This window comes from Streptosporangium sp. NPDC049376 (assembly GCF_044466505.1).
Classification (GTDB): Bacteria; Actinomycetota; Actinomycetes; order Streptosporangiales; family Streptosporangiaceae; genus Streptosporangium.
On record NZ_JBITMT010000005.1, the window covers coordinates 487715 to 507576 of the forward strand.

Consider the following 19862-nt stretch of genomic DNA (forward strand, 5'->3'; position numbering starts at 1 on the left):
TGGCGGACGAGGAGCTCGGGGTTTCCGATTTTCGGTGGATTATCCGGAAGGTTTTCCACAGCCCCGTCCCGGCGCCTGAGTTTTCCACAGAACGCCGTTCGGCCCGCCGGGTTCCGGTCCGCGCGGGCCACTGTGTCTTTCACACGCCGGGCACCTGGCCCGTTCTCCTGGGAGGCACGATGAACGACATCCACATCACGTTGACCGGCAACGTCGCGGCTGCGCCCCGCCAGCACACCTTCCCGGACGGCTCGCGGGTCACCTCGCTCAGGGTCGCCTCGACAAGCCGTTACTTCGATCGGGAAAGCCAGCAGTGGTGCAACGGCGAGACGACGTATTTCGGCATCCGTTGTTTCCGCGGGCTGGCCGACAACGTCGCCCAGTCGATCCGGGCCGGCCAGCCGGTCGTCGTCCAGGGACGCCTGCGGATCCGCGAGTTCACCCACGAGGGTGAGCGCCGCTTCCTGCCCGAGGTCGAGGCCAGCTCACTGGGGCACGACCTGCGCTGGGGCCTGGGCAGCTTCAGCAAACCCCAGCGGGGCGGGGCGGCCCCGGTGCTGGGCAGGCAGGAGCGGCACGAGCTCGACAGGGAGACCCACGACTGGGCCATGGGCGGAGGCGCCGCATCCCTCGCCCCCGATCCCCACCCCGCTCTCGCGGACGGTTCCGGCTCCCTGTCCCTGGTGAGAGGCGGTGCCGACGAGGACGAGGCGCCCGGAGACTCCACGGGTTCCGGCGCCTCGGGGGAGTCCGGAGGCTCACCCGGGGGCTCAGGAGGCGGAACGGTGAGCCGGACCGGCACAAGACGCGGTCGGGCGGCCCGCGACTCCGGGCAGACGAGCCAGGGCCCCGGGCGGGCGACGGGCACGGCGCGTGAGCCGGACGAGGCCGAGTCGGAGGACGAGACGCCCTGGCCCACACAGGCGCATCCGGCGGCCTGAACCGCAGACCCGAGTTCCCCCGCACTCGTGGTCGGCATCCTCACCGGGAGTGAGAGGATGCCGACCCTTCGAAGGACGTCATAAGGGACGCCATAAAGGACGAGGTGCCGGAGCGACCGGCGGAGGTGGTCCCACCGGGTGCCCAGAGCACCGTACGGCCCGGCCTGGCAGATCTCCCGGTGGGCCCGCGGGCCGCCCCGTCGGTTCGCCACGGTCCACCGGCGTACCGCACGAGGGCGCGCCGGACGGACCACACGCCACGGAGGTGGCCCGTCCGGCCGGATGGCGGTCGCCATCGCCGGGTGACGCTCGCGTCGGATGGGTGTGGTCGGCAGCGCGTTGATCAGCGGTGTGCGATCGGCGGTGCGCCCGGTTGGTGGTCTGTGTCGGCGATGCTCAGATCAGCGGAGCACCGCGAAAGGAGGGGTCCAACCGGCTGGGGGACCGGGACATCCCGGGTTCCCACGTCGAACACGAAGCTTGCGCGGTGTTTTCGCGGGACGGGGTGGAACGTCGCGAGATGCCGCCTGAAGCGGCCGCGGGAGGTGAGAGATCTAGCGGGCAGGGCCTATGTCCAGGTCACACCTCGCAGCATGGGCTGCTCCTTTCCTCCATGGACCGTTCTTCGGCTGAGCTCGGTCCCCAACGGTGAGCCACCTGACAAGTGGAGCCACTCCGCCAAGGTAGCGGTTCCCATCGCGCGGCGCACACTCCGCAACTATCGTGTTACACATCGTTAGTCGGAGAAGGGGACGACATGGCGGCTCCCAGTCACACCTCGGTCAAATCGCGCGACACTGTGACGACTCTGGCCGATCGGTGGCCCATCCTTGGGCAGCGCCGTCCACTGGTTGTCTATCTTTGCGGCATCGTGGTGCTGGATTTCACGGCAATCGGGTTTTTCGCCGCATCTGCTGACTTCCACTGGCACGATCTACTCACCTTCGTCGCGTTGATGGCCTGCGGTGCCGTCTGTATCGAGGCGACCCGAAGGCTCGGTATGCCCGCGGGTGTCTCCCGTGACCTGTTGTCGGCCTGGTGGCTGCCCGCGGCCCTGCTGCTGCCGCCGGTCTACGCTCTTCTGGCGCCCATTCCGCTGCAGATCCTGCTGCAGAAGCGGGTGCGCGAGACGGTGGTCTACCGGAGGGTCTTCAGCTCCGCCGCCATCAGCCTGGCCGGGGGAGCCGCCTCGGTGCTGTTCCACAGCGTGGTCGGTGAGCTGGACATCCCCACCCAGGGGACGGGCGGGCCGATCCTCGTCGCCATCGGCTGCGCCGTCCTGTTCACGGTCCTGAACACCGCGCTGATCGCCATCGCGGCTCACACCGCCGTCCCTGACACCCGCTGGCGGGAGGTGCTGTGGGACCGCGAGAGCCTGATGCTCGACGTGGTCGAGCTCTGCCTGGGGGTCCTCGTCGCCATCGCGTGCGGGGTGAACCTCGCCCTGCTGGCGCTGGCGCTGCCGCCGGTCGTGCTGCTCCAGCGCAGCCTGCTGCACGCCCAGCTCCAGGCCGCGGCCCGCACCGATCCCAAGACCGGACTGCTCAACGCCGCCGCCTGGCAGCGGGAGGCCGACACCGAGATCGTCAGGGCGCGCCGTACCGGTGAGACGCTCGCCCTGCTGATCGTCGACATCGACCACTTCAAGAGGGTCAACGACACCTACGGGCACCTGATCGGCGACCAGGTGCTGATCGGGGTCGCGGCGACCATCCGCAGCCAGCTGCGTGACTACGACGTGGTCGGACGCTTCGGGGGCGAGGAGTTCGTCGTCCTGCTGCCCAGGGCCGACGTGACCGAGGCCCGCCGGGTCGCGGAACGGCTGCGCTCCCGCATCGGCCGCATGGCCGTACCCGCGGACGAGAACATGGTCACCGTCACGATCTCCGCGGGCGTCGCGATCATGAGCATGCACGGAGACGACCTGATCGAGTTGCTCGCCGCGGCGGACCTGGCCCTCTACCGTGCCAAGGAGCTCGGACGAGACCGGATCTGCCTGCCCGCGACGCCCGTCCCCCCGGCGAGGCGGCCGGGGCCGGAGGCCGCCCCCAGCTGAGTCCGTCAGGCTCTAAGCTAGGGGACATGCCGGAGTACATCTACACACTGCAGCGCGTGCGCAAGGCGCATGGTGACAAGGTCGTCCTCGACGACGTGACGCTGTCGTTCCTGCCGGGTGCGAAGATCGGCGTTCTCGGGCCGAACGGCACCGGGAAGTCGACGCTGCTGAGGATGATGGCAGGCCTGGAGCAGCCGTCCAACGGCGATGCCCGGCTCATGCCCGGCTTCACCGTCGGCATGCTCCAGCAGGAGCCCCCCCTCAACGAGTCCAAGACCGTGCTCGGCAACGTCGAGGAGGGCGTCGCCGAGACCAAGGCCATGCTCGACCGGTTCAACGAGATCGCCGAGCTGATGGCGACCGACTACAGCGACGAGCTGCTTGAGGAGATGGGCAAGCTTCAGGACGCCCTCGACCACCGCAACGGGTGGGACCTCGACAGCCAGCTTGAGCAGGCGATGGACGCCCTGCGCTGCCCGCCGCCCGACGCCGACGTCACCCTGCTGTCCGGTGGTGAGCGGCGCCGGGTCGCCCTGTGCAAGCTGCTGCTGGAGCAGCCCGACCTCCTGCTGCTCGATGAGCCGACCAACCACCTCGACGCCGAGAGTGTCCAGTGGCTTGAGGCGCACCTGGAGAAGTATCCCGGGACCGTGCTGGCCGTCACCCACGACCGCTACTTCCTGGACAACGTGGCCAACTGGATCCTGGAGCTCGACCGGGGCCGCTGCCACCCCTACGAGGGCAACTACTCCACCTACCTGGAGGCCAAGGCCGCCCGCCTCAAGCTTGAGGGGCAGAAGGACGCCAAGCGCAAGAAGCGCCTGGAGGAGGAGCTGGAGTGGGTCCGCTCCAACGCCAGGGCCCGCCAGACCAAGAGCCGCGCGCGTCTGCAGCGCTACGAGGAGATGGCCGCCGAGGCCGACAAGTACCGCAAGCTGGACTTCGAGGAGATCCAGATTCCGCCGGGCCCCCGCCTGGGCACCACGGTCATCCGGGCCGAGAACCTCACCAAGGGTTTCGAGGACCGGGTGCTCATGGACAACCTGTCGTTCGACCTGCCGCGTAACGGCATCGTGGGCATCATCGGTCCGAACGGCGTCGGCAAGACCACGCTGTTCCGGATGATCACCGGTGGCGAGACGCCCGACGCCGGAAAGATCATCGTTGGCGACACCGTCAAGATCTCCTACGCCGACCAGAGTCGGGGTGGCATCGACCCGGCCAAGAACGTCTGGGAGGTCGTCTCCGACGGGCTCGACTACATCAAGGTCGGTCAGGTCGAGATGCCCTCGCGGGCCTACATCGCCGCGTTCGGGTTCAAGGGGCCGGACCAGCAGAAGAAAGCAGGCGTGCTGTCCGGAGGCGAGCGCAACCGGCTCAACCTCGCGCTGACCCTCAAGCAGGGCGGCAACGTGCTGCTGCTGGACGAGCCGACCAACGACCTCGACACCGAGACGCTCTCCAGCCTGGAGAACGCCCTGCTGGAGTTCCCCGGCTGCGCGGTCATCACCTCGCACGACCGGTGGTTCCTCGACCGTATCGCCACCCACATCCTCGCGTGGGAGGAGGGCTCGAACTGGTTCTGGTTCGAGGGCAACTTCGCCGACTACGAGAAGAACAAGATCGAGCGGCTCGGGATCGACGCGGCCCGCCCGCACCGGGTCACCTACCGCAAGCTCACCCGGGACTGATGTCCTCCTCCGAGCTCCCGGCGCGCCCCCGCCGTGCGTCGGGAGCCGGGGAATCGCTACCTTCTTGCTTGTGCTTGAACAGAGCTTGGCAGAGACCGTGAGCGATTCCCGCAGGCATGTGTTCCTCAGGGCGGTCAGGTTCGCCGACATCGACTCCCAGGGCCACGTCAACAACGTCAGGTTCCTCGACTATCTCGAGGACGCGCGCCTGGAGATGTTCCACCTCGACCTGCACCGTGAGGGCGGGGAGATCTTCAGCGGCCTGGTGGTGGCCAGGCATGAGATCGACTACCGGCGTCCTCTCACCTTCCGCGCGGACCCGGTCAGGGTCGAGTCCTGGGTGACCGAGATCAAACCGGTGAAGTTCGTCCTCAACTACGAGATCGTCGACGATGAGACGCTCTTCGTCCGGGCCAGGTCGGTGCTCGTCGCCTACGACGTGGAGAAGGCCAGGCCGCGCAGGCTGGAGCAGCACGAGCTCGACTACCTGGAGCGCTTCCTCATAGCCGGCTGAGCCGTCGCCGGAAACGGCCGGCGCGCCCGCCGTACGACGGGCGCGGGGACCGGAGGCGATCGTCAGGGAGTGTGGAGCCAGGCCGCGGTGTCCGGGGGCAGCAGGTGACCCTCGACCGGGGCGCTGCCGATCACGACGTGGTCGTGCGGCGGCAGCGGTACCGCCTCGACCCCGCAGTTGACGACGCACGTCAGCGCACCCCGGCGGAAGAACAACGCGTCCTCCTCGCTCTCCAGCCAGGTGAGGCCGTCGGGCAGCGCGCCGCGCAGTCCCCGGCGGGCGCGCAGGGCCTGCCGGTAGAAGCTCAGGGTCGATCCCGGATCGTCCGCCTGCCGTTCGGCGCTCAGCGCCGTCCACTCGACCGGCTGGGGCAGCCAGGGCGCGGTGCCCTCGGGCGCGAAGCCGTACGGCTGCTCCTGTCCGGACCAGGGGAGGGGCACCCGGCAGCCGTCCCGTCCGGGCAGAGTTCCACCGGAACGGGCGAAGATGGGGTCCTGACGGGCCTCGGCGGGCAGGTCCCGGACCTCGGGAAGGCCGAGTTCCTCGCCCTGGTAGAGGTAGGCCGAGCCGGGCAGGGCGAGCATGGCCAGCAGCGCCGCCCGCGCCCGGGCCAGCCCCGTCGTGGAGTTGGGCAGGCCCTCGCCGTACCTCGTGACGTGCCTGACCACGTCGTGGTTGGACAGCACCCAGGTGGGGGCGGTCATGTCGGCGAGAGTGTCGTCGATGACCTTGCGGAAGGCGGTCGCGGACCAGGGAGCCTCAAGCCAGGCGAAGTTGAAGCTCTGGTGCAGTTCGTCGGGCCGGACGTAGCGGGCGAGGTCCTCGGCGGAGTCGGTCCACACCTCGCCGATGGCCATCCGCTCGCCGGGGTAGGAGTCGAGCACCTCACGCCAGCGCCGGTAGACCTCGTGGACCTCGGGCCTGCCCCAGATGGGCGACTCGCCCTTGAACGCCTGATCCGTCGCGGGGGCGTCGGGAAGCCCCTCCGCCTTGTACAGGCCCATCGCCACATCGATCCTGAACCCGTCGACCCCACGGTCCAGCCAGAACCGCAGCACGTCGAGGAACTCCGCGTGCACCCGTGGGTCGCGCCAGTTGAAGTCCGGCTGCTCGGGGGCGAACAGGTGGAGGTACCACTGCCCGTCGGGAGTCCTGGTCCAGGCCGGGCCGCCGAAGGTGGACTGCCAGTTGTTGGGCGGCAGATCCCCGCTGTCGCGGAAGACGTACCGGTCGCGGTTCTCACCGCGCAGCGCCGCCCTGAACCAGGGGTGCTCGCTGGAGCTGTGGTTGGGCACGATGTCCACGATCACCCGCAGGCCGTGCGCGTGGGCGTCGGCGACGAGGGCGTCGAAGTCGGCCAGCGTGCCGAAGAGCGGATCGACGTCACGGTAGTCGGCCACGTCGTAGCCCCCGTCGGCCATGGGGGAGCGGTAGAAGGGCGTCAGCCAGATCGCGTCGACACCGAGATCGGCGAGGTACGGCAGCCGCCCCCTGATACCGGGCAGGTCGCCCACGCCGTCTCCCGAGGCGTCGGCGAAGCTGCGTACGTAGATCTCGTAGACGACGGCGTCACGCCACCAGGGGATTTTCATGTGCATGGGCTGCCCCTGCCCGGCGGGGTTTATGCGTCAGGGGCGTTGACCATGCTGTGCGCGGCGTAGACGAGGTAGTCCCACAGGCGCTTCTCCAACTCCTCGGGCAACTCCAGGGAGATGACCGCGTCGTGCATGTGCTTCAGCCACGCGTCACGCTCGGCGGAGCGGATGACGAACGGGTTGTGCCGCATGCGTAGGCGCGGGTGCCCACGCTGCTGGCCGTAGGTGGTCGGACCGCCCCAGTACTGCATCAGGAAGAGCTGCAGCCGCTCCTCGGCCCCGGCGAGATCGTCCTGGGGGTAGAGCGGCCAGAGCAGGGGGTCTTTGACGACGCCCTCGTAGAAACGGTGGACGAGGAGCCGGAAGGTCTCCTCGCCACCGACGGCGTCGTAGAAGGACTGGGGTTCCTCGGGGTTGGCGGACACGCCCCCAAGCCTAAGCGACGTTCGCTATGGGGATGGAAGCCTGGTCGAGCGCCGACTTGATGCGGATACGCAGCTCCCGCGCGATCTCGCTCTGGTGTGAGGGGATGGTCTTGGCGTTGACCCGGAAGACGACCGCCGTGCCGGAGATCTGCTCGATCCCCCAGACCTGCGGCTCCTCGACGACGACGGAGTCGCGGTAGTCGGGGTCGTTCCAGATCTCCTCGACGACCTTCCTGAGCAGGTCGCGGACCACGGGGATGTCGGCGGTGTAGGCGACCGGCACGTCGACCGTGGCACGGGACCACCCCTGGGACTCGTTGCCGACGCGGGTGATGGTGCCGTTGCGGACGTACCAGACCCGGCCGTCGGCGTCGCGCAGCCTGGTGATGCGCAGGGTGACGGCCTCGACCGTCCCGGACGCGGCACCGGCGTCGATCACGTCGCCGACGCCGTACTGGTCCTCAAGGAGCATGAACATGCCGGCGATGAAGTCCTTGACCAGTTCCTGGGCTCCGAAGCCGATCGCGACGCCCAGGATGCCGACGCTGGTCAGCACGGGGGCGATGGGGACGGAGAGCCGTTCGAGGATGGTCAGGGCGGCGGTGCCCAGGATGATGACCGAGGCGGTCGAGTTGAGCACGGACCCCATGGTCTCGGCCCGTTGCCTGCGCCGCTCGGCCATGATGGCGTCCAGGCCTTCGAGGGGGGCGGGATCCTTGCCCCGTAGCCGTCCCGCCAGGGTCGGCCTGCCGGAGGAGGCCCGCTGCACGATTCCGGTGATCAGGCGGACCGCCACCTTGCGCAGGATCAGCGCGACGGCGGTGATCAGCACGATGGCGATCAGTGTCGCGAGCACGCTCGCGACGAAGGGGGCCCACGCCGGAGGCAGCACGGTCTGCGCGAGTTCGCAGATTATCCCGCCGTCACGTCCGCACGCACCGTTCACTAAGGCCGCTCCCATGTTCGTGAGGTCCTCCAGGCCGGGCAGGCTCGACGGTGACGGTGTGGGGGACGGTGTCACGGTGGGGGTGGGTGAGGGGACGAGCAGGAACACGGAGAAGATCCCTCCCGGATCGGTTCGTCTGGCAAATGGGGGCAAGTCACGTGACCTACCTATATTGCCGAGCGAACCGGCCGTCGTCACATCACGCCGGGGAGGACGGGAACACCGGATCCAGGCCCTGGAGGCTGGTCCGGACGGTCCGGTGACGAACGGCCCGGCGCGGGGCACGCACCCGGAAGCGTGTCCCGTGCCGTTCCGGGAGGAATCCCTCCGATCCCCGTCCGGAGTTTCGTCCGGACGGCGGCTTGTCGTCGTGTCGGCCGCCCCGCGGGGCGCCCACGACAGATTGACCTCGTTCTCGAAGCCGGTGGGGAACCCAGCGTCCCGAGGACGCTCCGCACCGGGCGCCCCACCGGCTCCGCCGCGCCGCGACGGGTACGACGGACCGGATGGCTGCGATCCCATCCGGTTCGCCGCCTAGTTCACTCCCCCACCGCGGCGAGCACTCGGGCGACCTTGGTCGCCGCGCCGGCAGGGTCCTGGGCCGTGTGCATCCGCTCCCCCCAGGACCACCAGTAGTACCAGTCGCGGTGGCTGTGGGCGGTCTGCGCGCGGCAGGTGACGTTCTCCGCCAGGCTGGTCGCGTTCGGGTTGATCACGCGGACGAAGGCGCGGCCCGTATGGGTCCGTACCACCCGGGCGTGAAACCCGCGAGCGTCAAGTTCTGACACCAACCGCTCCAGGTGCCCGAAGCCGTCTTCCCCCACCTCGTTCCTCCTCTTGGATTCAGCCGATTCGTCATCGAACCGTGTTTGGTCGGTTACGCGAATCGACGCTGGTTGGCCAAAGATGACTCACCGAGTCCGATGGGTCAATGCCGGGTTAACCAAGATCGGGATGCGCATTCTGCCAAGGAGGTTGAAAGAAACAGTCCATCAGAGGACGATCCTTAGCCGGTGGCCTCATTCGCGCGTTCCGGGTGGGGCAACGGTGGTCCATTATTCTCTCTAGGCGCAGTGCGATACCCGAATCACACTGGGTCTACGGGGAGAGGACCGGTCGGGACAAGCGTGCCAACCAGCCCAGCTGGCCGCGAGAGAGGGGCCGGTATGTCCGGCAGGCAGCACAGGGAGACGGAGTTAGCGCGGCGAATCCGCGCCAGGGGCCTCGCAACGGGGCATAACCCGGCCCAGATCGCCGAAGAGATCCACGACAAGTGTGGTCAGCAGTTCGGGACCACCCGCATCAAGGCTCATCGTCTCGCACACGGTGTCGCTCTGGCCGACGTGATCGAACAGATACGGGCGCTGTTCGAGCGCGACGGCAAGGCCGCTCCGGGGATCGGGGAGACGCTTCTGTCCGCCTACGAGAGCGGTCTGAAGCGTCCCGGGCCCGAATACCTCCACTACCTGTGTTCCGCATACCGGGTCGAGCCCCCCTCCCTCGGCTACGAGGGGCCCTGCATCTGTGGCCACGGCCACAGGATGCCGGGTGCCGTCCGGAGTGATCTCCAGGATGGAAGACCCGACACTTCCCCTGGTCCGCGTGAGTCGTTGATCCGGCAGATCGGCGGCGGCCCCTCCGCGGACGGGAGCGAGGAGGACGAGAACGTGTTGCGGAGAACGCTCTTGAGGATTCTGGCGGGCGGCACCGCCGTCGGCCTCGACGGGCAGGTGCTCGGAGCGGTGGAGAACATCCGGCGGAGGATGGACGAGACCCTGGTCTCGGGCACCGTCTCACCCGCGATGCTGGACCAGTGGGAGGAGTCCACCGTCGGCTTCGGCCGCCAGTACATGAACACCCCGCCGTTACGTCTGCTGTGTGACGTTCTGCTGGAGTTCAGCGCCGTGCGCAAGGCCATGGAGCACCGCCAACCGGTCGACCTGCAGGAACGGCTGTGCCGGATGGCGGCCCAGCTCGCCGGCCTCAGCGGCATGATCATGATCAACCTTGGTGACCAGAGAATGGCCCGCTCCTTCTTCAGGACGGGCAGGATCGCCGCGGACGACACCGGTGACCGCGCGCTGCGGGCCTGGGTCATCGCCAGGGAGGCCCTGGTGCCGCTCTACTACGGCGATCCGCGCGAGGCGCTCAACCTCGCCAGGAAGAGCCGCGATCTGGCCGGGCAGACACCGTGCGCGGCCCAGGCCATGGCACCCGTCGTCGAGGCCCGCGCGCTGGCGATGATGTCGAACGCGGGCAAGAAGGACGTGGTCGACCAGGCCAAGCGGGCACTGGCACGGGCCAGGGCGGCCTTCTCCCAGATGGGGGCGGCCGAGCAGGAGGACGCGGCCTTCGGATACACCGAGCGGCAGCTCTACTTCCACCAGGGAGACGCCCTGGTCAAACTGGGGCAGCCCATGGAGGCCGACCTCATCCTGGAACAGGCCCTCACCAAGTACGGCCCCGGCGACTGGCTCGATCCGACGCTCATCAAGTTCGACCGGGCCAAGTGCAAGCTCCTCGAAGGAGACGTCGGCGAGGCGCTGAACATCGCCAAGGCCGCGCTCGCCGGCCTGGGGGAGGGGTTCAAACCCGACATCCTCATGCAGCGGGCCCACGAGGTGGCCAGAGACGTCGAGGGCAAGAATCCGGACAACCCCGAGCTGAAGCTCTATCTGGAGATGCTGCGCGAGGCGGCCCTGCCGGACCCGATCGAGGAGGAGGTGTGAGGATCCGGCGTTATCGCCGGTCCGACCTCGACTCCGTCCGGGCACTGCACCAGGTCTGCCTCGCCCAGGTCGGCCTCTTCCCCGGTGACGGGGTCTACTACGACGACGACCTTCCACGGATCGAGGAGATCTACCTCGCCGACGGGGGAGAGTTCCTGGTCGGAGAGGCCGTCGAGGGGCGAGTCATGGCGATGGGCGCTCTGCGCAGGGTCGATGACGCCTCGGGGGAGATGTGCCGTCTGCGGGTCCACCCCGAGTTCCAGCGGCGCGGGTTCGGCGACCGGATGGTCGCAGAACTGGAAAGCCGCGCGATCGGGCTGGGATACGCCAGGCTTCGCGGGGACACCACACTGAACCAGCCCGCCGCGATCCACCTCTATCGAAAACACGGCTGGCGTGAGATCCGCCGCGAGGGACGCGGTGAGCACACCGTGGTCTACATGGAGAAGGACCCGCTGATTTCTTCCACGGCCGTCTCAACTGAATAACACGGTTTACCGCTTTTAGTTATTATTCGGTGAAATGTCGGGATAATTGCTGTTTGCTCCCTCGCGGGGACTTTGTTGAAGCCTGTTCCAGTGGGGCGTCCGTGAAATCCCCCGAGGGTCCGGCGTCGTTCCCCGGTTTCCAAGAAGTCGCTCATCGCCGCTGGGCACGTGGGTCACACCAGCCGGGAGACGATCTCGGGCAGCGCCGGGGGCTCGAGGGCGTCGGGAAGCGCGGCCATCGCCTCAAGTGAGAACCAGCCGTGGCCCAGATAGGTGTCGTTCTCCTCCGCGGTGAACGCCTCGGGGACGACCCGGGGCGTGTGGTCGAACCTCGCCAGATAGAACCGTTCGGTCCGCACATAGCGGACACCGAGCCAGTCGAGCTCCCTGGGCACCGGCAGCCACCGGTCGAGCACCGCCGTACCCGGCAGGCCGGTCTCCTCGGCCAGTTCCCGCCGGGCGGCTTCCAGCGGCGTCTCCCCCGGCTCGATACCGCCGCCGGGTGGCTCCCACAGGGTCCTGCCCGCGACCGGGTCGTGCCAGTGCAGCAGGAGCACCCGCCCGTCGCCCGCCACGCAGACCACCCGGGTCGCGGGGCGGTCGCTCACCTCAGGGTCGTTCATGGATTCCGGACGCTACCAGCACGGCCCATCGGTGGCACCGCGCGGCACCGGGCGGCGTGCGCGGGCGGGTGTGGGTGACGCGCTGTACTCTGCCCAGGTCGGTGTTGTGGCACCGTACGATCCGACCCCTTCGAGAGTGAAGTCATGAGCGAGCGAGTCACAGGGCCCGGCGCGGGCCACCATCGGCTGAACGGGGGCTCCGAGGCCCAGTTCGTCCTGACGCTGTCGTGTCCGGACCGTCCCGGGGTGGTGGCCGCCGTCTCCGGCCTCCTGGCCGGGCGGGAGTGCAACATCATCGAGAGCCAGCAGTTCGGAGACCCCGTCTCCCAGCGGTTCTTCATGCGGGTGCAGTTCTCCTCGCCGCTGTCCGACGCGGCCCTGCGCGAGGCCTTCGCCGCTCTGGCCCCCGACTTCGGCATGGACTTCAAACTGCGCGACACCGCGGTCAGGCAGCGGGTGCTGGTGCTGGTGAGCAAGTTCGGCCACTGCCTCAACGACCTGCTCTATCGGACGCGCTCAGGCCTGCTTGACATCGACATGGTCGGCGTGGTCTCCAACCACCCGGACCTGCGCCCGCTGACCCAGTCGTACGGCGTCGACTATCACCACCTGCCGGTCACCCCGGACACCAAGTCCAGGCAGGAGGCGGAGATCCTCGCCCTGGTCGAGCACTACCAGGCCGACCTTGTGGTGCTCGCGCGCTACATGCAGGTGCTGTCCGAGGACCTGTGCGTCAAGCTGGCCGGGAACGTGATCAACATCCACCACTCGTTCCTGCCGTCGTTCAAGGGCGCCAAGCCGTACCACCAGGCGCACTCGCGCGGGGTGAAGCTGATCGGTGCGACCGCCCACTACGTGACCGCGGACCTCGACGAGGGCCCGATCATCGAGCAGGAGGTCGCCCGGGTCAACCACACCCACTCGCCGGAGGACCTGGCCGCCATCGGCCGCGACGTCGAGTGCCAGGTCCTGGCCCGCGCCGTACGGTGGCACACCGAGCAGCGTGTCCTGCTCGACGGGCACAAGACCATCGTCTTCCCCCGCTGACGTGCCCGCGCGGGGCCGTTCCCGACGGCGGCCCCGCGCGGTGGGCCGTCAGACGGCCAGGCCCGTGTGGTGGGCGAGGAAGGTGAGCTGGTCGGCCGCGAGCTCGACGGTCTTGCTGACCGCCCGCGCCCCGTGACCCGTCTCGGCCTCGTTGCGCAGCAGAATCGGCCGGTCCGAGGCCTGGGCGTGCTGCAGGGCGGCACACATCTTCCAGGCGTGCAGCGGGTGGACCCGGGTGTCGGACTGGAAGACCGTGAACAGCGTCGCCGGGTAGGAGACGCCCTCACGGACGTGGTGGTAGGGCGAGTAGGCGTTCAGCCAGGCGAACTCCTCGGCCTTCGCGGCGGAGCCGTACTCGACGTTCCACGTCGCGCCCAGGCCGAACAGCTCGTAACGGATCATGTCCAGCAGCGGGGCCGAGCAGACGACCGCGGCGTACAGCTCGGGGCGCTGGGTGAGGGCAGCGCCGACCAGGAGGCCGCCGTTCGAGCCCCCGGAGATGGCCAGCTGCTCCGGGCTGGTGATCCCGGTGGCGATCAGGTGCTCGGCCGCCGAGTGCAGGTCGTCGAAGACGTTCTGCTTGTTGGCGAGCATGCCGGCCCTGTGCCACTCCTCGCCCTGCTCGCCACCACCGCGCAGCTGGGCGATGGCGTAGGCGCCGCCCGCCTCGACCCAGGTCAGGATCGACGCCGAGTAGCCCGGGGTCATCGAGATGCCGAAGCCGCCGTAGCCGTACAGGATGGTGGGGCGCGGACCCTCGACGCCCGGCTTGGTGATCACCAGCATGTGGACCTCGGAGCCGTCCACCGAGCGGTAGACCACCTGCTCGGTGTTGACGGCGGGCACCTCGACGGCACCGGGGGAGGCGGCCCACAGGGTGGTCTCCCCGGTGCGTGCGTCGTAGCGCTGGATGCTCGGCGGGGTGGTGTTGTCGGTGTAGACGAACCAGGCCTCGTGGCCCCCCTCCGGCCGCTCGGAGATGGCGCCGATCGTGCCCAACCCCGGCGTCGGCACCCGGCCGACGCGCTCACCCGTCACCAGGTCGTGCACGGAGATCTCGCTGATCGCGTGGCGGGTCCAGCCCGCGAGCATGACCGGGCGGTCAAGGTCGTCGAGGATCGAGAAGTCCGACAGCACGGCCTCGTCGTCCTGCGGGATCAGGTCACGCCAGTGCTCGGGCTGGGGCAGGGCCGGGTCGGCGACGCAGATGCGCGCCCGGGGGGCGTCCAGGTCGGTGAAGACGTAGAGCCTGCCGTCGCGGCCGAAGTGCAGCGCGGTCTGGGCGTCGAGCCCCTCCTGGACGACGACCAGGTCGGGAGAGTCCGGTGCGGAGGCGGCGAGGTCGGCGATCCACAGGTCGTTGCGCGGCGCCGTACCCCTGGAGGCGGAGATCTGCAACCAGCGGCCGTCGCGGGAGACCGCGACACCGTAGTAGTTGGTCTTCTCCATGTCCTTGCCGAAGATCAGCACGTCATCCTCGGTCGAGGTGCCGACCCGGTGCAGGTAGACGCGGCGGTGGAACTGCTCCTCCCCCTCGGGCACCTCGGTCGCGGGCAGCCTGCGCACGTAGTAGAACGCCTTGCCGCCGGGCAACCAGGCGATCGGGGAGTAACGGCACCGGTCGATCGGCCCCTCGACCCGCTCGCCCGAGGCGACGTCGAGCAGGTAGAGGGTGGACTCCTCGTCACCGCCGACCGAGACCTGGTAGGCGAGCAGCCTGCCCTCCTTGTCGGGCTGCCATGAGTCGAGCGTGGTGAGCCCACTCGGGTCGAGCGCCGTCGGGTCGAGCAGCGCGCGCTCGGTTCCGCCGGGGTCGACGGTGTAGAGGACGGCGTGCTCCTGGTCGGGGGTACGCCGCATGAAGAAACGTCGCTCGCCGCGCCAGGCCGGAGCGCCGATCGAGCCCGACCTGAGCAGCTCGGCGACCCGCGCCCTGAGCCGGTCGCGGCCGGTGAGCGCCCCGAGCTCGGCGGAGAAGAGCTTCTCCTGCGCGGCCAGCCACTCCTCGGTCGCCGGACTGTCCGGGTCCTCCAGCCATCGATAGGGGTCGGCGACGGGGACGCCGTGGAGCTCTTCGACGAGGTCGTCACGGCCTGCTGGTGGATATGGCTGTCGGGTCATGGCAGGAACCCTACGACCTCGGGAAGGCTGGTCGAAGCCATTGCGCGAGGGGCGTATTCGATCTTGGAGGGGCCGTGACGTCGATCTTCGGATCGAGGAGTAAAAACTGGTAATGCGGGCATAAAACGTACCAGGCGTCTCTCCTGTCATTTATGGGTGGCGGAAATGACGATGCAGAAGCCAAACTTGGTGGAGGACGGTGCCGTGGTGACCATCCGCTGGGCCGTCCGGCGGAGGTCCCTGTGACGGAAGCATCCGGGCCCCAGGAGGGGCCGCCAATCGGGGTACGCGCCTGCGTGCCCCCTCAGACTCAGACGAAGCGTCGCGCGGCGGGGAAGGCACGCTGATGCGCCAAGTCCTGCTGCTGAACGCAACCTACGAACCCCTGACCACCCTCTCCCTGCACCGCGCGGTCGTGCTGGTGCTCAGGGAGAAGGCGGATGTCGTGCACCGCGACGGGCGGGGCGCGGTCGTCCGCTCGGCGACCCGCACGCTCGACGTGCCGTCGGTGATCAGGCTGCGCCGCTACGTGCGCATTCCCTACCGGTCGCGGATTCCGCTGACCAGGACCGCGCTGATGCGCCGGGACGACTACCGGTGCGCCTACTGCGGACAGCGGGCCGAGACCATCGACCACGTGATCCCGCGGTCGAGGGGAGGAACCCACACCTGGGAGAACTGCGTCGCCTCCTGCACGCCGTGCAACCACCGTAAGGCGGATCGCATGCTGGAGGAGCTGGGCTGGACGCTGGACGTCGCCCCCGTGGTCCCACGGGGCGTCCACTGGCGTCTGATCGGCGCGCACAACGTCGGAGACCCCCAGTGGGCGCCCTACCTGGAGGAAAGCGCCGCCTGACGGTCCACGCCGCGATACCCGTTCGCCCCGGCGGAGTCCGTGTCTGCACAATCGGGTGCATGAGATGGACCTTCACCTCCGATCCAGAGGTGTACGCCGGGGCGGCGGAGCAGTGGTTGTTGCGTGAGCCGGTGCGCAACACGATCCAGCTCACGATGCTGCGCGCGCTGCGTGAGGGGTTGTGGAGTGAGGACCCGCTCATGGGATGGGCGGCGGATCCCGGGGGTGAGATCGTGGCCGCGGCCCTGCACGCCCCTCCCCAGCTCCTGATGCTCGCCGACATGCCGGCCGAGACCGTCCGCGAACTGGCCACCGCGCTCATCGAGGCCGAACGTCCCGTCCTCGGCGTCCGGGGCGGCGTCGCCCTCGCCGAGGTGTTCGCCGCGGCCTGGTGGCGTCCGGAGAGGACGCGACGCTCCGAACGTCTCTACCGCCTGGACACGCTCACCCCGCCGCCTGTCCACCCTCGGGGTGCCCCTCGTACGGCGGGTACCCAGGACCTCGAACTGCTGGTCGCCTGGGGACAGGCCTTCCAGCGGGAGGCGGGCGGCCATTCGTCCGGCGGTCTCGCGGCCGTGCTCGCCGGGCGGGTCGGCAGGCGGGAGATCCTCCTGTGGGAGGTGGAGGGGCGGCCGGTGGCCTACGCGGGCGCCTCGGTGCCGATCGGGGGCGTCTCGCGGGTCGGCCCGGTCTACACCCCTCCCGGAGAACGCGGCAGGGGGTACGGCACCGCGGTGTCCCATGCCGTCACGGCCAGGGCACGGGAGTGGGGGGCGGCAGAGGTGCTGCTGTTCACCGACCTGTCCAACCCCGTGTCCAACTCGATCTATCGGACGATCGGCTACCGGCCCGTGGCCGACTACGCCTCCATCGTCTTCGGCTGACCGACGGCCGTGTCCCGGGGTGGGGACGAGACGCGCTCGTGACGCCCCGCCCTTCCCGGACGGGCTCGTGCCGTGATCTCCTCACGACCGTACGGCCGTGCCCGTACGGTCCGAGGCTGAGTAACCTGGTGCCATGCCGCGTTACGACTTCCGCTGCCGCGCCTGCGGATCGACCTTCGAGATCTCCCGCCCGATGGCCCGTTCCGGCGAGCCCGCGCTCTGCCCTCAGGGCCACGACGACACCGTCAAGCTGCTGTCCACGGTCGCCGTGACGGGTGGCTCAGGCGTCACGGCGCCCCGCCCGGCCGGTGGCGGCGGGTGCTGTGGGGGCGGTTGCTGCGGCGGCTAGCCGCTTCGCCGCCCACCACGCCGGTGTCGCCGTGGGGCCGTGGGGTCAGGCGGCCTCGCGGCCCCGCTGGACGGCGCGCCTGCCCTGGAAGGGCAGGAAGTCACCGGCCCTGTGCGGGCGGGCGGGGATGAAGGTCGGCTCGGTGGCCACGATCCGGTCGAACCTGAAGGCGCGGATCGCGCCGCGCATGCGGCACATGCCCACGAGATACCAGTAGTCGCGGTGCACCATGCACGTCACGGGATCGACGTCGCGCACCGTCACCCGCCCGGAGACGTCACGGTAGTGGAGCCGGACGACCAGGTGGGAGGTGATGGCGTTGGCGATGGTCCTGGCCCGGTCGGCGACAGGGTCGGGCATCGGCTCGGTCAGGGTAGCCAGGGTGGTGGAGACGACCTCGTCGTCGATCTCCATGTGCTCGAACGCGTGACGCAGGCCGCTGCGGGCGGCGGTTGCCTGCGGGTCGGAGCCCAGATGGGCCAGGGACAGGGCGAGGGCGGCGATCTCGGCGGTCGTCAACGGGCTGCGTGCGGGCTTCATGACGTTGGCCATGGTCACATGGTATGCTCCGCCACCGACAATTTTCGAACTGCCTGTCGGATACAGCGGCCTTCCCTCGGGAGACACGGCCCAGCCGTACCCCCCGAGGAGACGGTCGTCATCGTGACAGCTGGGACAGGTCCCTTGAGGCGCCGGTCGAGGCCGAGGTGGTCAGCGCGGCGTAGGCCTGCAGAGCCGCGCTGACCGGACGGTGCCGGTCACGGGGGCGATAGCCGCCCAGCTCGGCCAGCAGCCGCTCACGCCTGGTCGCGAGCTCCTCCTCGGCGACCTTCAGCTCGATCGACCGGCCCGGGATGTCGATCTCCACGATGTCGCCGTCCTCGACCAGGGCGATGGTGCCGCCCTCCGCGGCCTCGGGGGAGGCGTGCCCGATGGACAGCCCGCTCGTGCCGCCGGAGAAACGGCCGTCGGTGATCAGCGCGCAGGCCTTGCCCAGGCCCTTTCCCTTGAGGAAGGAGGTCGGGTAGAGCATCTCCTGCATGCCGGGGCCGCCCTTGGGGCCCTCGTAGCGGATGACCACGACGTCGCCGGGCTTGACCCGGTTGTTCAGGATGCCCTCGACCGCGTCGTCCTGGGACTCGAACACCACGGCGGGCCCGGAGAAGCGCCAGATCTCCTCGTCGACCCCGGCCGTCTTGACGATGCAGCCCTCGGTGGCGATGTTGCCGTACAGGACGGCCAGACCGCCGTCACGGGTGTAGGCGTGTTCGGAGTCGCGCACACAGCCCTCGGACCGGTCGAGGTCGAGGGAGTCCCAGCGGGCCTCCTGCGAGTAGGGCTTGACGGTGCGGACGTTGCCGGGGGCCGCGTGCCACAGCTCGGTCGCCTCGGGCAGCACACCCGCCGAGCAGGGGTCCCAGGCGTCGATGTAGTCGCCGATGGTGCCGCCGTTGACGGTGTGCGTTTCGCGGTGGATCAGGCCCGCCCGGTCGAGCTCGCCGAGGATGGCCGGGATGCCGCCCGCGCGGTGGACGTCCTCGACGTGGTATTTCGCGGTCGCGGGGGCGACCTTGCACAGGCACGGCACCCGCAGCGAGATCTCGTTGATCTCCTTGAGGCCGAAGTCGACGCGAGCTTCGCGGGCCGCGGCCAGGATGTGCAGGATCGTGTTGGTCGAGCCGCCCATGGCCACGTCGAGGGCCATGGCGTTCTCGAACGCCTCCTTGGTGGCGATGCTGCGCGGCAGGACCGACTCGTCGTCCTGCTCGTAGTAACGGCGGGTGATCTCGACCAGCTGCCGACCGGCGTCCTGGTAGAGCTTCTTGCGCGCCTTGTGGGTGGCCAGAATCGTGCCGTTGCCGGGCAGTGCCAGGCCGATGGCCTCGGTGAGGCAGTTCATCGAGTTGGCGGTGAACATCCCGCTGCACGAACCGCAGGTCGGGCAGGCGTTCTCCTCCATCTCCAGCAGCTCGGCGTCGGAGACGGCGTCGTCGGCGGAGGCGATCATCGGGTCGATCAGGTCGAGCTTGCGGCCCGGGGTCTTGCCGGCCTCCATCGGCCCGCCGGAGACGAAGACCGTGGGGATGTTGAGCCTGAAGGCGGCCAGGAGCATGCCCGGGGTGATCTTGTCGCAGTTGGAGACGCAGATCAGCGCGTCGGCGCAGTGCGCGTTGACCATGTACTCGACGGCGTCGGCGATCAGCTCGCGGCTGGGCAGCGAGTAGAGCATGCCGCCGTGGCCCATCGCGATGCCGTCGTCGACCGCGATGGTGTTGAACTCACGCGGGATCGCGCCCGCCTCCCTGATCGCGCCCGCGACCACGTCGCCGACCTCGCGCAGGTGGACGTGGCCCGGGACGAACTGGGTGAAGCTGTTGGCCACCGCGATGATGGGTTTGCCGAAGTCGCCCCCGGCTACGCCCGTCGCCCGGAGCAGGGCCCGGGCACCGGCCATGTTCCTGCCGTGCGTGACCGTACGAGACCTGAGGGCGGGCATGAGGCTTCTCCCATCATCGAAACCGTGTCCTCAAATGGTACGGCCATCGCCCGGTGCGTGAGACGGGCGTCCACGGCGCGAGACACGAACCCTGGGACCT

At 69.2% G+C, this 19862-nt stretch carries 18 protein-coding genes; 10 read left to right on the forward strand and 8 right to left on the reverse strand.

Annotation, left to right across the window (positions count from 1 at the left end; all coding sequences use genetic code 11):
- The first annotated feature begins 179 nt into the window (after window positions 1-179).
- The 4 genes from ACIBVQ_RS17745 (at window position 180) to ACIBVQ_RS17760 (ending at window position 5202) form a co-directional block, all read left to right on the forward strand.
- The gene (locus ACIBVQ_RS17745; RefSeq protein WP_399178550.1) at window positions 180-941 is read left to right on the forward strand and encodes a single-stranded DNA-binding protein; all 762 of its coding nucleotides are present in this window, start codon (window positions 180-182) and stop codon (window positions 939-941) included.
- Window positions 942-1941: 1000 nt separating this feature from the next.
- The gene (locus tag ACIBVQ_RS17750; RefSeq protein ID WP_352010674.1) at window positions 1942-2997 is read left to right on the forward strand and encodes a GGDEF domain-containing protein; all 1056 of its coding nucleotides are present in this window, start codon (window positions 1942-1944) and stop codon (window positions 2995-2997) included.
- A gap of 26 nt (window positions 2998-3023) precedes the next feature.
- Window positions 3024-4688 (forward strand): energy-dependent translational throttle protein EttA, encoded by a 1665-nt coding sequence (gene ettA, locus ACIBVQ_RS17755; RefSeq protein ID WP_352010675.1) that lies wholly within the window; start codon window positions 3024-3026, stop codon window positions 4686-4688.
- Between the two features lie 97 nt (window positions 4689-4785).
- Window positions 4786-5202: a thioesterase family protein gene (locus tag ACIBVQ_RS17760; protein ID WP_352010676.1), complete on the forward strand. Its 417-nt coding sequence runs from the start codon at window positions 4786-4788 to the stop codon at window positions 5200-5202.
- A 62-nt stretch (window positions 5203-5264) separates the two neighbouring features.
- Here the strand turns inward: ACIBVQ_RS17760 and ACIBVQ_RS17765 are convergent, their stop codons facing one another.
- The 4 genes from ACIBVQ_RS17765 to ACIBVQ_RS17780 all read right to left on the reverse strand — a co-directional run bounded on the left by ACIBVQ_RS17765 (window position 5265) and on the right by ACIBVQ_RS17780 (window position 8884).
- On the reverse strand, window positions 5265-6794 hold the full coding sequence (locus ACIBVQ_RS17765) for an alpha-amylase family glycosyl hydrolase (protein WP_352010740.1): 1530 nt from the start codon (window positions 6792-6794) through the stop codon (window positions 5265-5267).
- A 29-nt stretch (window positions 6795-6823) separates the two neighbouring features.
- Window positions 6824-7222, reverse strand: coding sequence for a globin (locus tag ACIBVQ_RS17770; RefSeq protein WP_399178553.1), 399 nt, complete (start codon window positions 7220-7222; stop codon window positions 6824-6826).
- Window positions 7223-7232: 10 nt separating this feature from the next.
- Window positions 7233-8276 (reverse strand): mechanosensitive ion channel family protein, encoded by a 1044-nt coding sequence (locus tag ACIBVQ_RS17775; RefSeq protein ID WP_352010678.1) that lies wholly within the window; start codon window positions 8274-8276, stop codon window positions 7233-7235.
- Window positions 8277-8707: 431 nt separating this feature from the next.
- Window positions 8708-8884, reverse strand: coding sequence for a hypothetical protein (locus ACIBVQ_RS17780; protein ID WP_352010679.1), 177 nt, complete (start codon window positions 8882-8884; stop codon window positions 8708-8710).
- A gap of 450 nt (window positions 8885-9334) precedes the next feature.
- Here ACIBVQ_RS17780 and ACIBVQ_RS17785 point away from each other — a divergent pair, with 450 nt between their 5' ends.
- Both ACIBVQ_RS17785 and ACIBVQ_RS17790 read left to right on the forward strand, forming a co-directional pair.
- A complete protein-coding gene (locus ACIBVQ_RS17785) occupies window positions 9335-10897 on the forward strand; it encodes an XRE family transcriptional regulator (RefSeq protein WP_362773383.1) in 1563 nt (520 codons plus the stop codon).
- Window positions 10894-11385: a GNAT family N-acetyltransferase gene (locus tag ACIBVQ_RS17790; RefSeq protein WP_352010681.1), complete on the forward strand. Its 492-nt coding sequence runs from the start codon at window positions 10894-10896 to the stop codon at window positions 11383-11385. The genes ACIBVQ_RS17785 and ACIBVQ_RS17790 overlap by 4 nt, the downstream gene beginning before the upstream one ends.
- A gap of 173 nt (window positions 11386-11558) precedes the next feature.
- Here the strand turns inward: ACIBVQ_RS17790 and ACIBVQ_RS17795 are convergent, their stop codons facing one another.
- Window positions 11559-12008 (reverse strand): NUDIX hydrolase, encoded by a 450-nt coding sequence (locus tag ACIBVQ_RS17795; RefSeq protein WP_386186696.1) that lies wholly within the window; start codon window positions 12006-12008, stop codon window positions 11559-11561.
- A gap of 144 nt (window positions 12009-12152) precedes the next feature.
- Here ACIBVQ_RS17795 and purU point away from each other — a divergent pair, with 144 nt between their 5' ends.
- Complete coding sequence (gene purU / locus ACIBVQ_RS17800) at window positions 12153-13055, forward strand: formyltetrahydrofolate deformylase (RefSeq protein WP_386186693.1); 903 nt, start codon at window positions 12153-12155, stop codon at window positions 13053-13055.
- A 48-nt stretch (window positions 13056-13103) separates the two neighbouring features.
- Here purU and ACIBVQ_RS17805 read toward each other — a convergent pair whose 3' ends face one another.
- Entirely contained in the window at window positions 13104-15176 is a 2073-nt protein-coding gene (locus ACIBVQ_RS17805; protein WP_386186690.1) for a prolyl oligopeptidase family protein, read from the reverse strand.
- A gap of 346 nt (window positions 15177-15522) precedes the next feature.
- On the opposite strand from ACIBVQ_RS17805, the gene ACIBVQ_RS17810 reads away from it, so the two are divergent.
- The 3 genes from ACIBVQ_RS17810 to ACIBVQ_RS17820 all read left to right on the forward strand — a co-directional run bounded on the left by ACIBVQ_RS17810 (window position 15523) and on the right by ACIBVQ_RS17820 (window position 17265).
- Window positions 15523-16032, forward strand: a complete 510-nt coding sequence (locus ACIBVQ_RS17810) for an HNH endonuclease (RefSeq protein ID WP_352010685.1) — start codon at window positions 15523-15525, stop codon at window positions 16030-16032.
- A 59-nt stretch (window positions 16033-16091) separates the two neighbouring features.
- Window positions 16092-16916: a GNAT family N-acetyltransferase gene (locus ACIBVQ_RS17815; RefSeq protein WP_386186688.1), complete on the forward strand. Its 825-nt coding sequence runs from the start codon at window positions 16092-16094 to the stop codon at window positions 16914-16916.
- Between the two features lie 133 nt (window positions 16917-17049).
- Window positions 17050-17265, forward strand: coding sequence for a zinc ribbon domain-containing protein (locus ACIBVQ_RS17820; RefSeq protein WP_399178558.1), 216 nt, complete (start codon window positions 17050-17052; stop codon window positions 17263-17265).
- Between the two features lie 45 nt (window positions 17266-17310).
- On the opposite strand, the gene ACIBVQ_RS17825 is transcribed toward ACIBVQ_RS17820, so the two are convergent.
- Window positions 17311-17817, reverse strand: coding sequence for a WYL domain-containing protein (locus tag ACIBVQ_RS17825; protein WP_352010688.1), 507 nt, complete (start codon window positions 17815-17817; stop codon window positions 17311-17313).
- Between the two features lie 106 nt (window positions 17818-17923).
- Window positions 17924-19762 (reverse strand): dihydroxy-acid dehydratase, encoded by a 1839-nt coding sequence (ilvD, locus tag ACIBVQ_RS17830; protein ID WP_352010689.1) that lies wholly within the window; start codon window positions 19760-19762, stop codon window positions 17924-17926.
- Between the last annotated feature and the right edge of the window lie 100 nt (window positions 19763-19862).

What these genes read in the sequence shown, in the direction of transcription:
- purU (WP_386186693.1), top strand. Translation starts at nt 12,153, where the DNA reads ATGAGCGAGCGAGTCACAGGGCCCGGCGCGGGCCACCATCGGCTGAAC.
- ettA (WP_352010675.1), top strand. Translation starts at nt 3,024, where the DNA reads ATGCCGGAGTACATCTACACACTGCAGCGCGTGCGCAAGGCGCATGGT.
- ACIBVQ_RS17785 (WP_362773383.1), top strand. Translation starts at nt 9,335, where the DNA reads ATGTCCGGCAGGCAGCACAGGGAGACGGAGTTAGCGCGGCGAATCCGC.
- ACIBVQ_RS17810 (WP_352010685.1), top strand. Translation starts at nt 15,523, where the DNA reads ATGCGCCAAGTCCTGCTGCTGAACGCAACCTACGAACCCCTGACCACC.
- ACIBVQ_RS17820 (WP_399178558.1), top strand. Translation starts at nt 17,050, where the DNA reads ATGCCGCGTTACGACTTCCGCTGCCGCGCCTGCGGATCGACCTTCGAG.
- ACIBVQ_RS17815 (WP_386186688.1), top strand. Translation starts at nt 16,092, where the DNA reads ATGAGATGGACCTTCACCTCCGATCCAGAGGTGTACGCCGGGGCGGCG.
- ACIBVQ_RS17795 (WP_386186696.1), bottom strand. Translation starts at nt 12,008, where the DNA reads ATGAACGACCCTGAGGTGAGCGACCGCCCCGCGACCCGGGTGGTCTGC.
- ACIBVQ_RS17765 (WP_352010740.1), bottom strand. Translation starts at nt 6,794, where the DNA reads ATGAAAATCCCCTGGTGGCGTGACGCCGTCGTCTACGAGATCTACGTA.
- ACIBVQ_RS17805 (WP_386186690.1), bottom strand. Translation starts at nt 15,176, where the DNA reads ATGACCCGACAGCCATATCCACCAGCAGGCCGTGACGACCTCGTCGAA.
- ACIBVQ_RS17750 (WP_352010674.1), top strand. Translation starts at nt 1,942, where the DNA reads ATGCCCGCGGGTGTCTCCCGTGACCTGTTGTCGGCCTGGTGGCTGCCC.
- ilvD (WP_352010689.1), bottom strand. Translation starts at nt 19,762, where the DNA reads ATGCCCGCCCTCAGGTCTCGTACGGTCACGCACGGCAGGAACATGGCC.
- ACIBVQ_RS17745 (WP_399178550.1), top strand. Translation starts at nt 180, where the DNA reads ATGAACGACATCCACATCACGTTGACCGGCAACGTCGCGGCTGCGCCC.
- ACIBVQ_RS17825 (WP_352010688.1), bottom strand. Translation starts at nt 17,817, where the DNA reads ATGGCCAACGTCATGAAGCCCGCACGCAGCCCGTTGACGACCGCCGAG.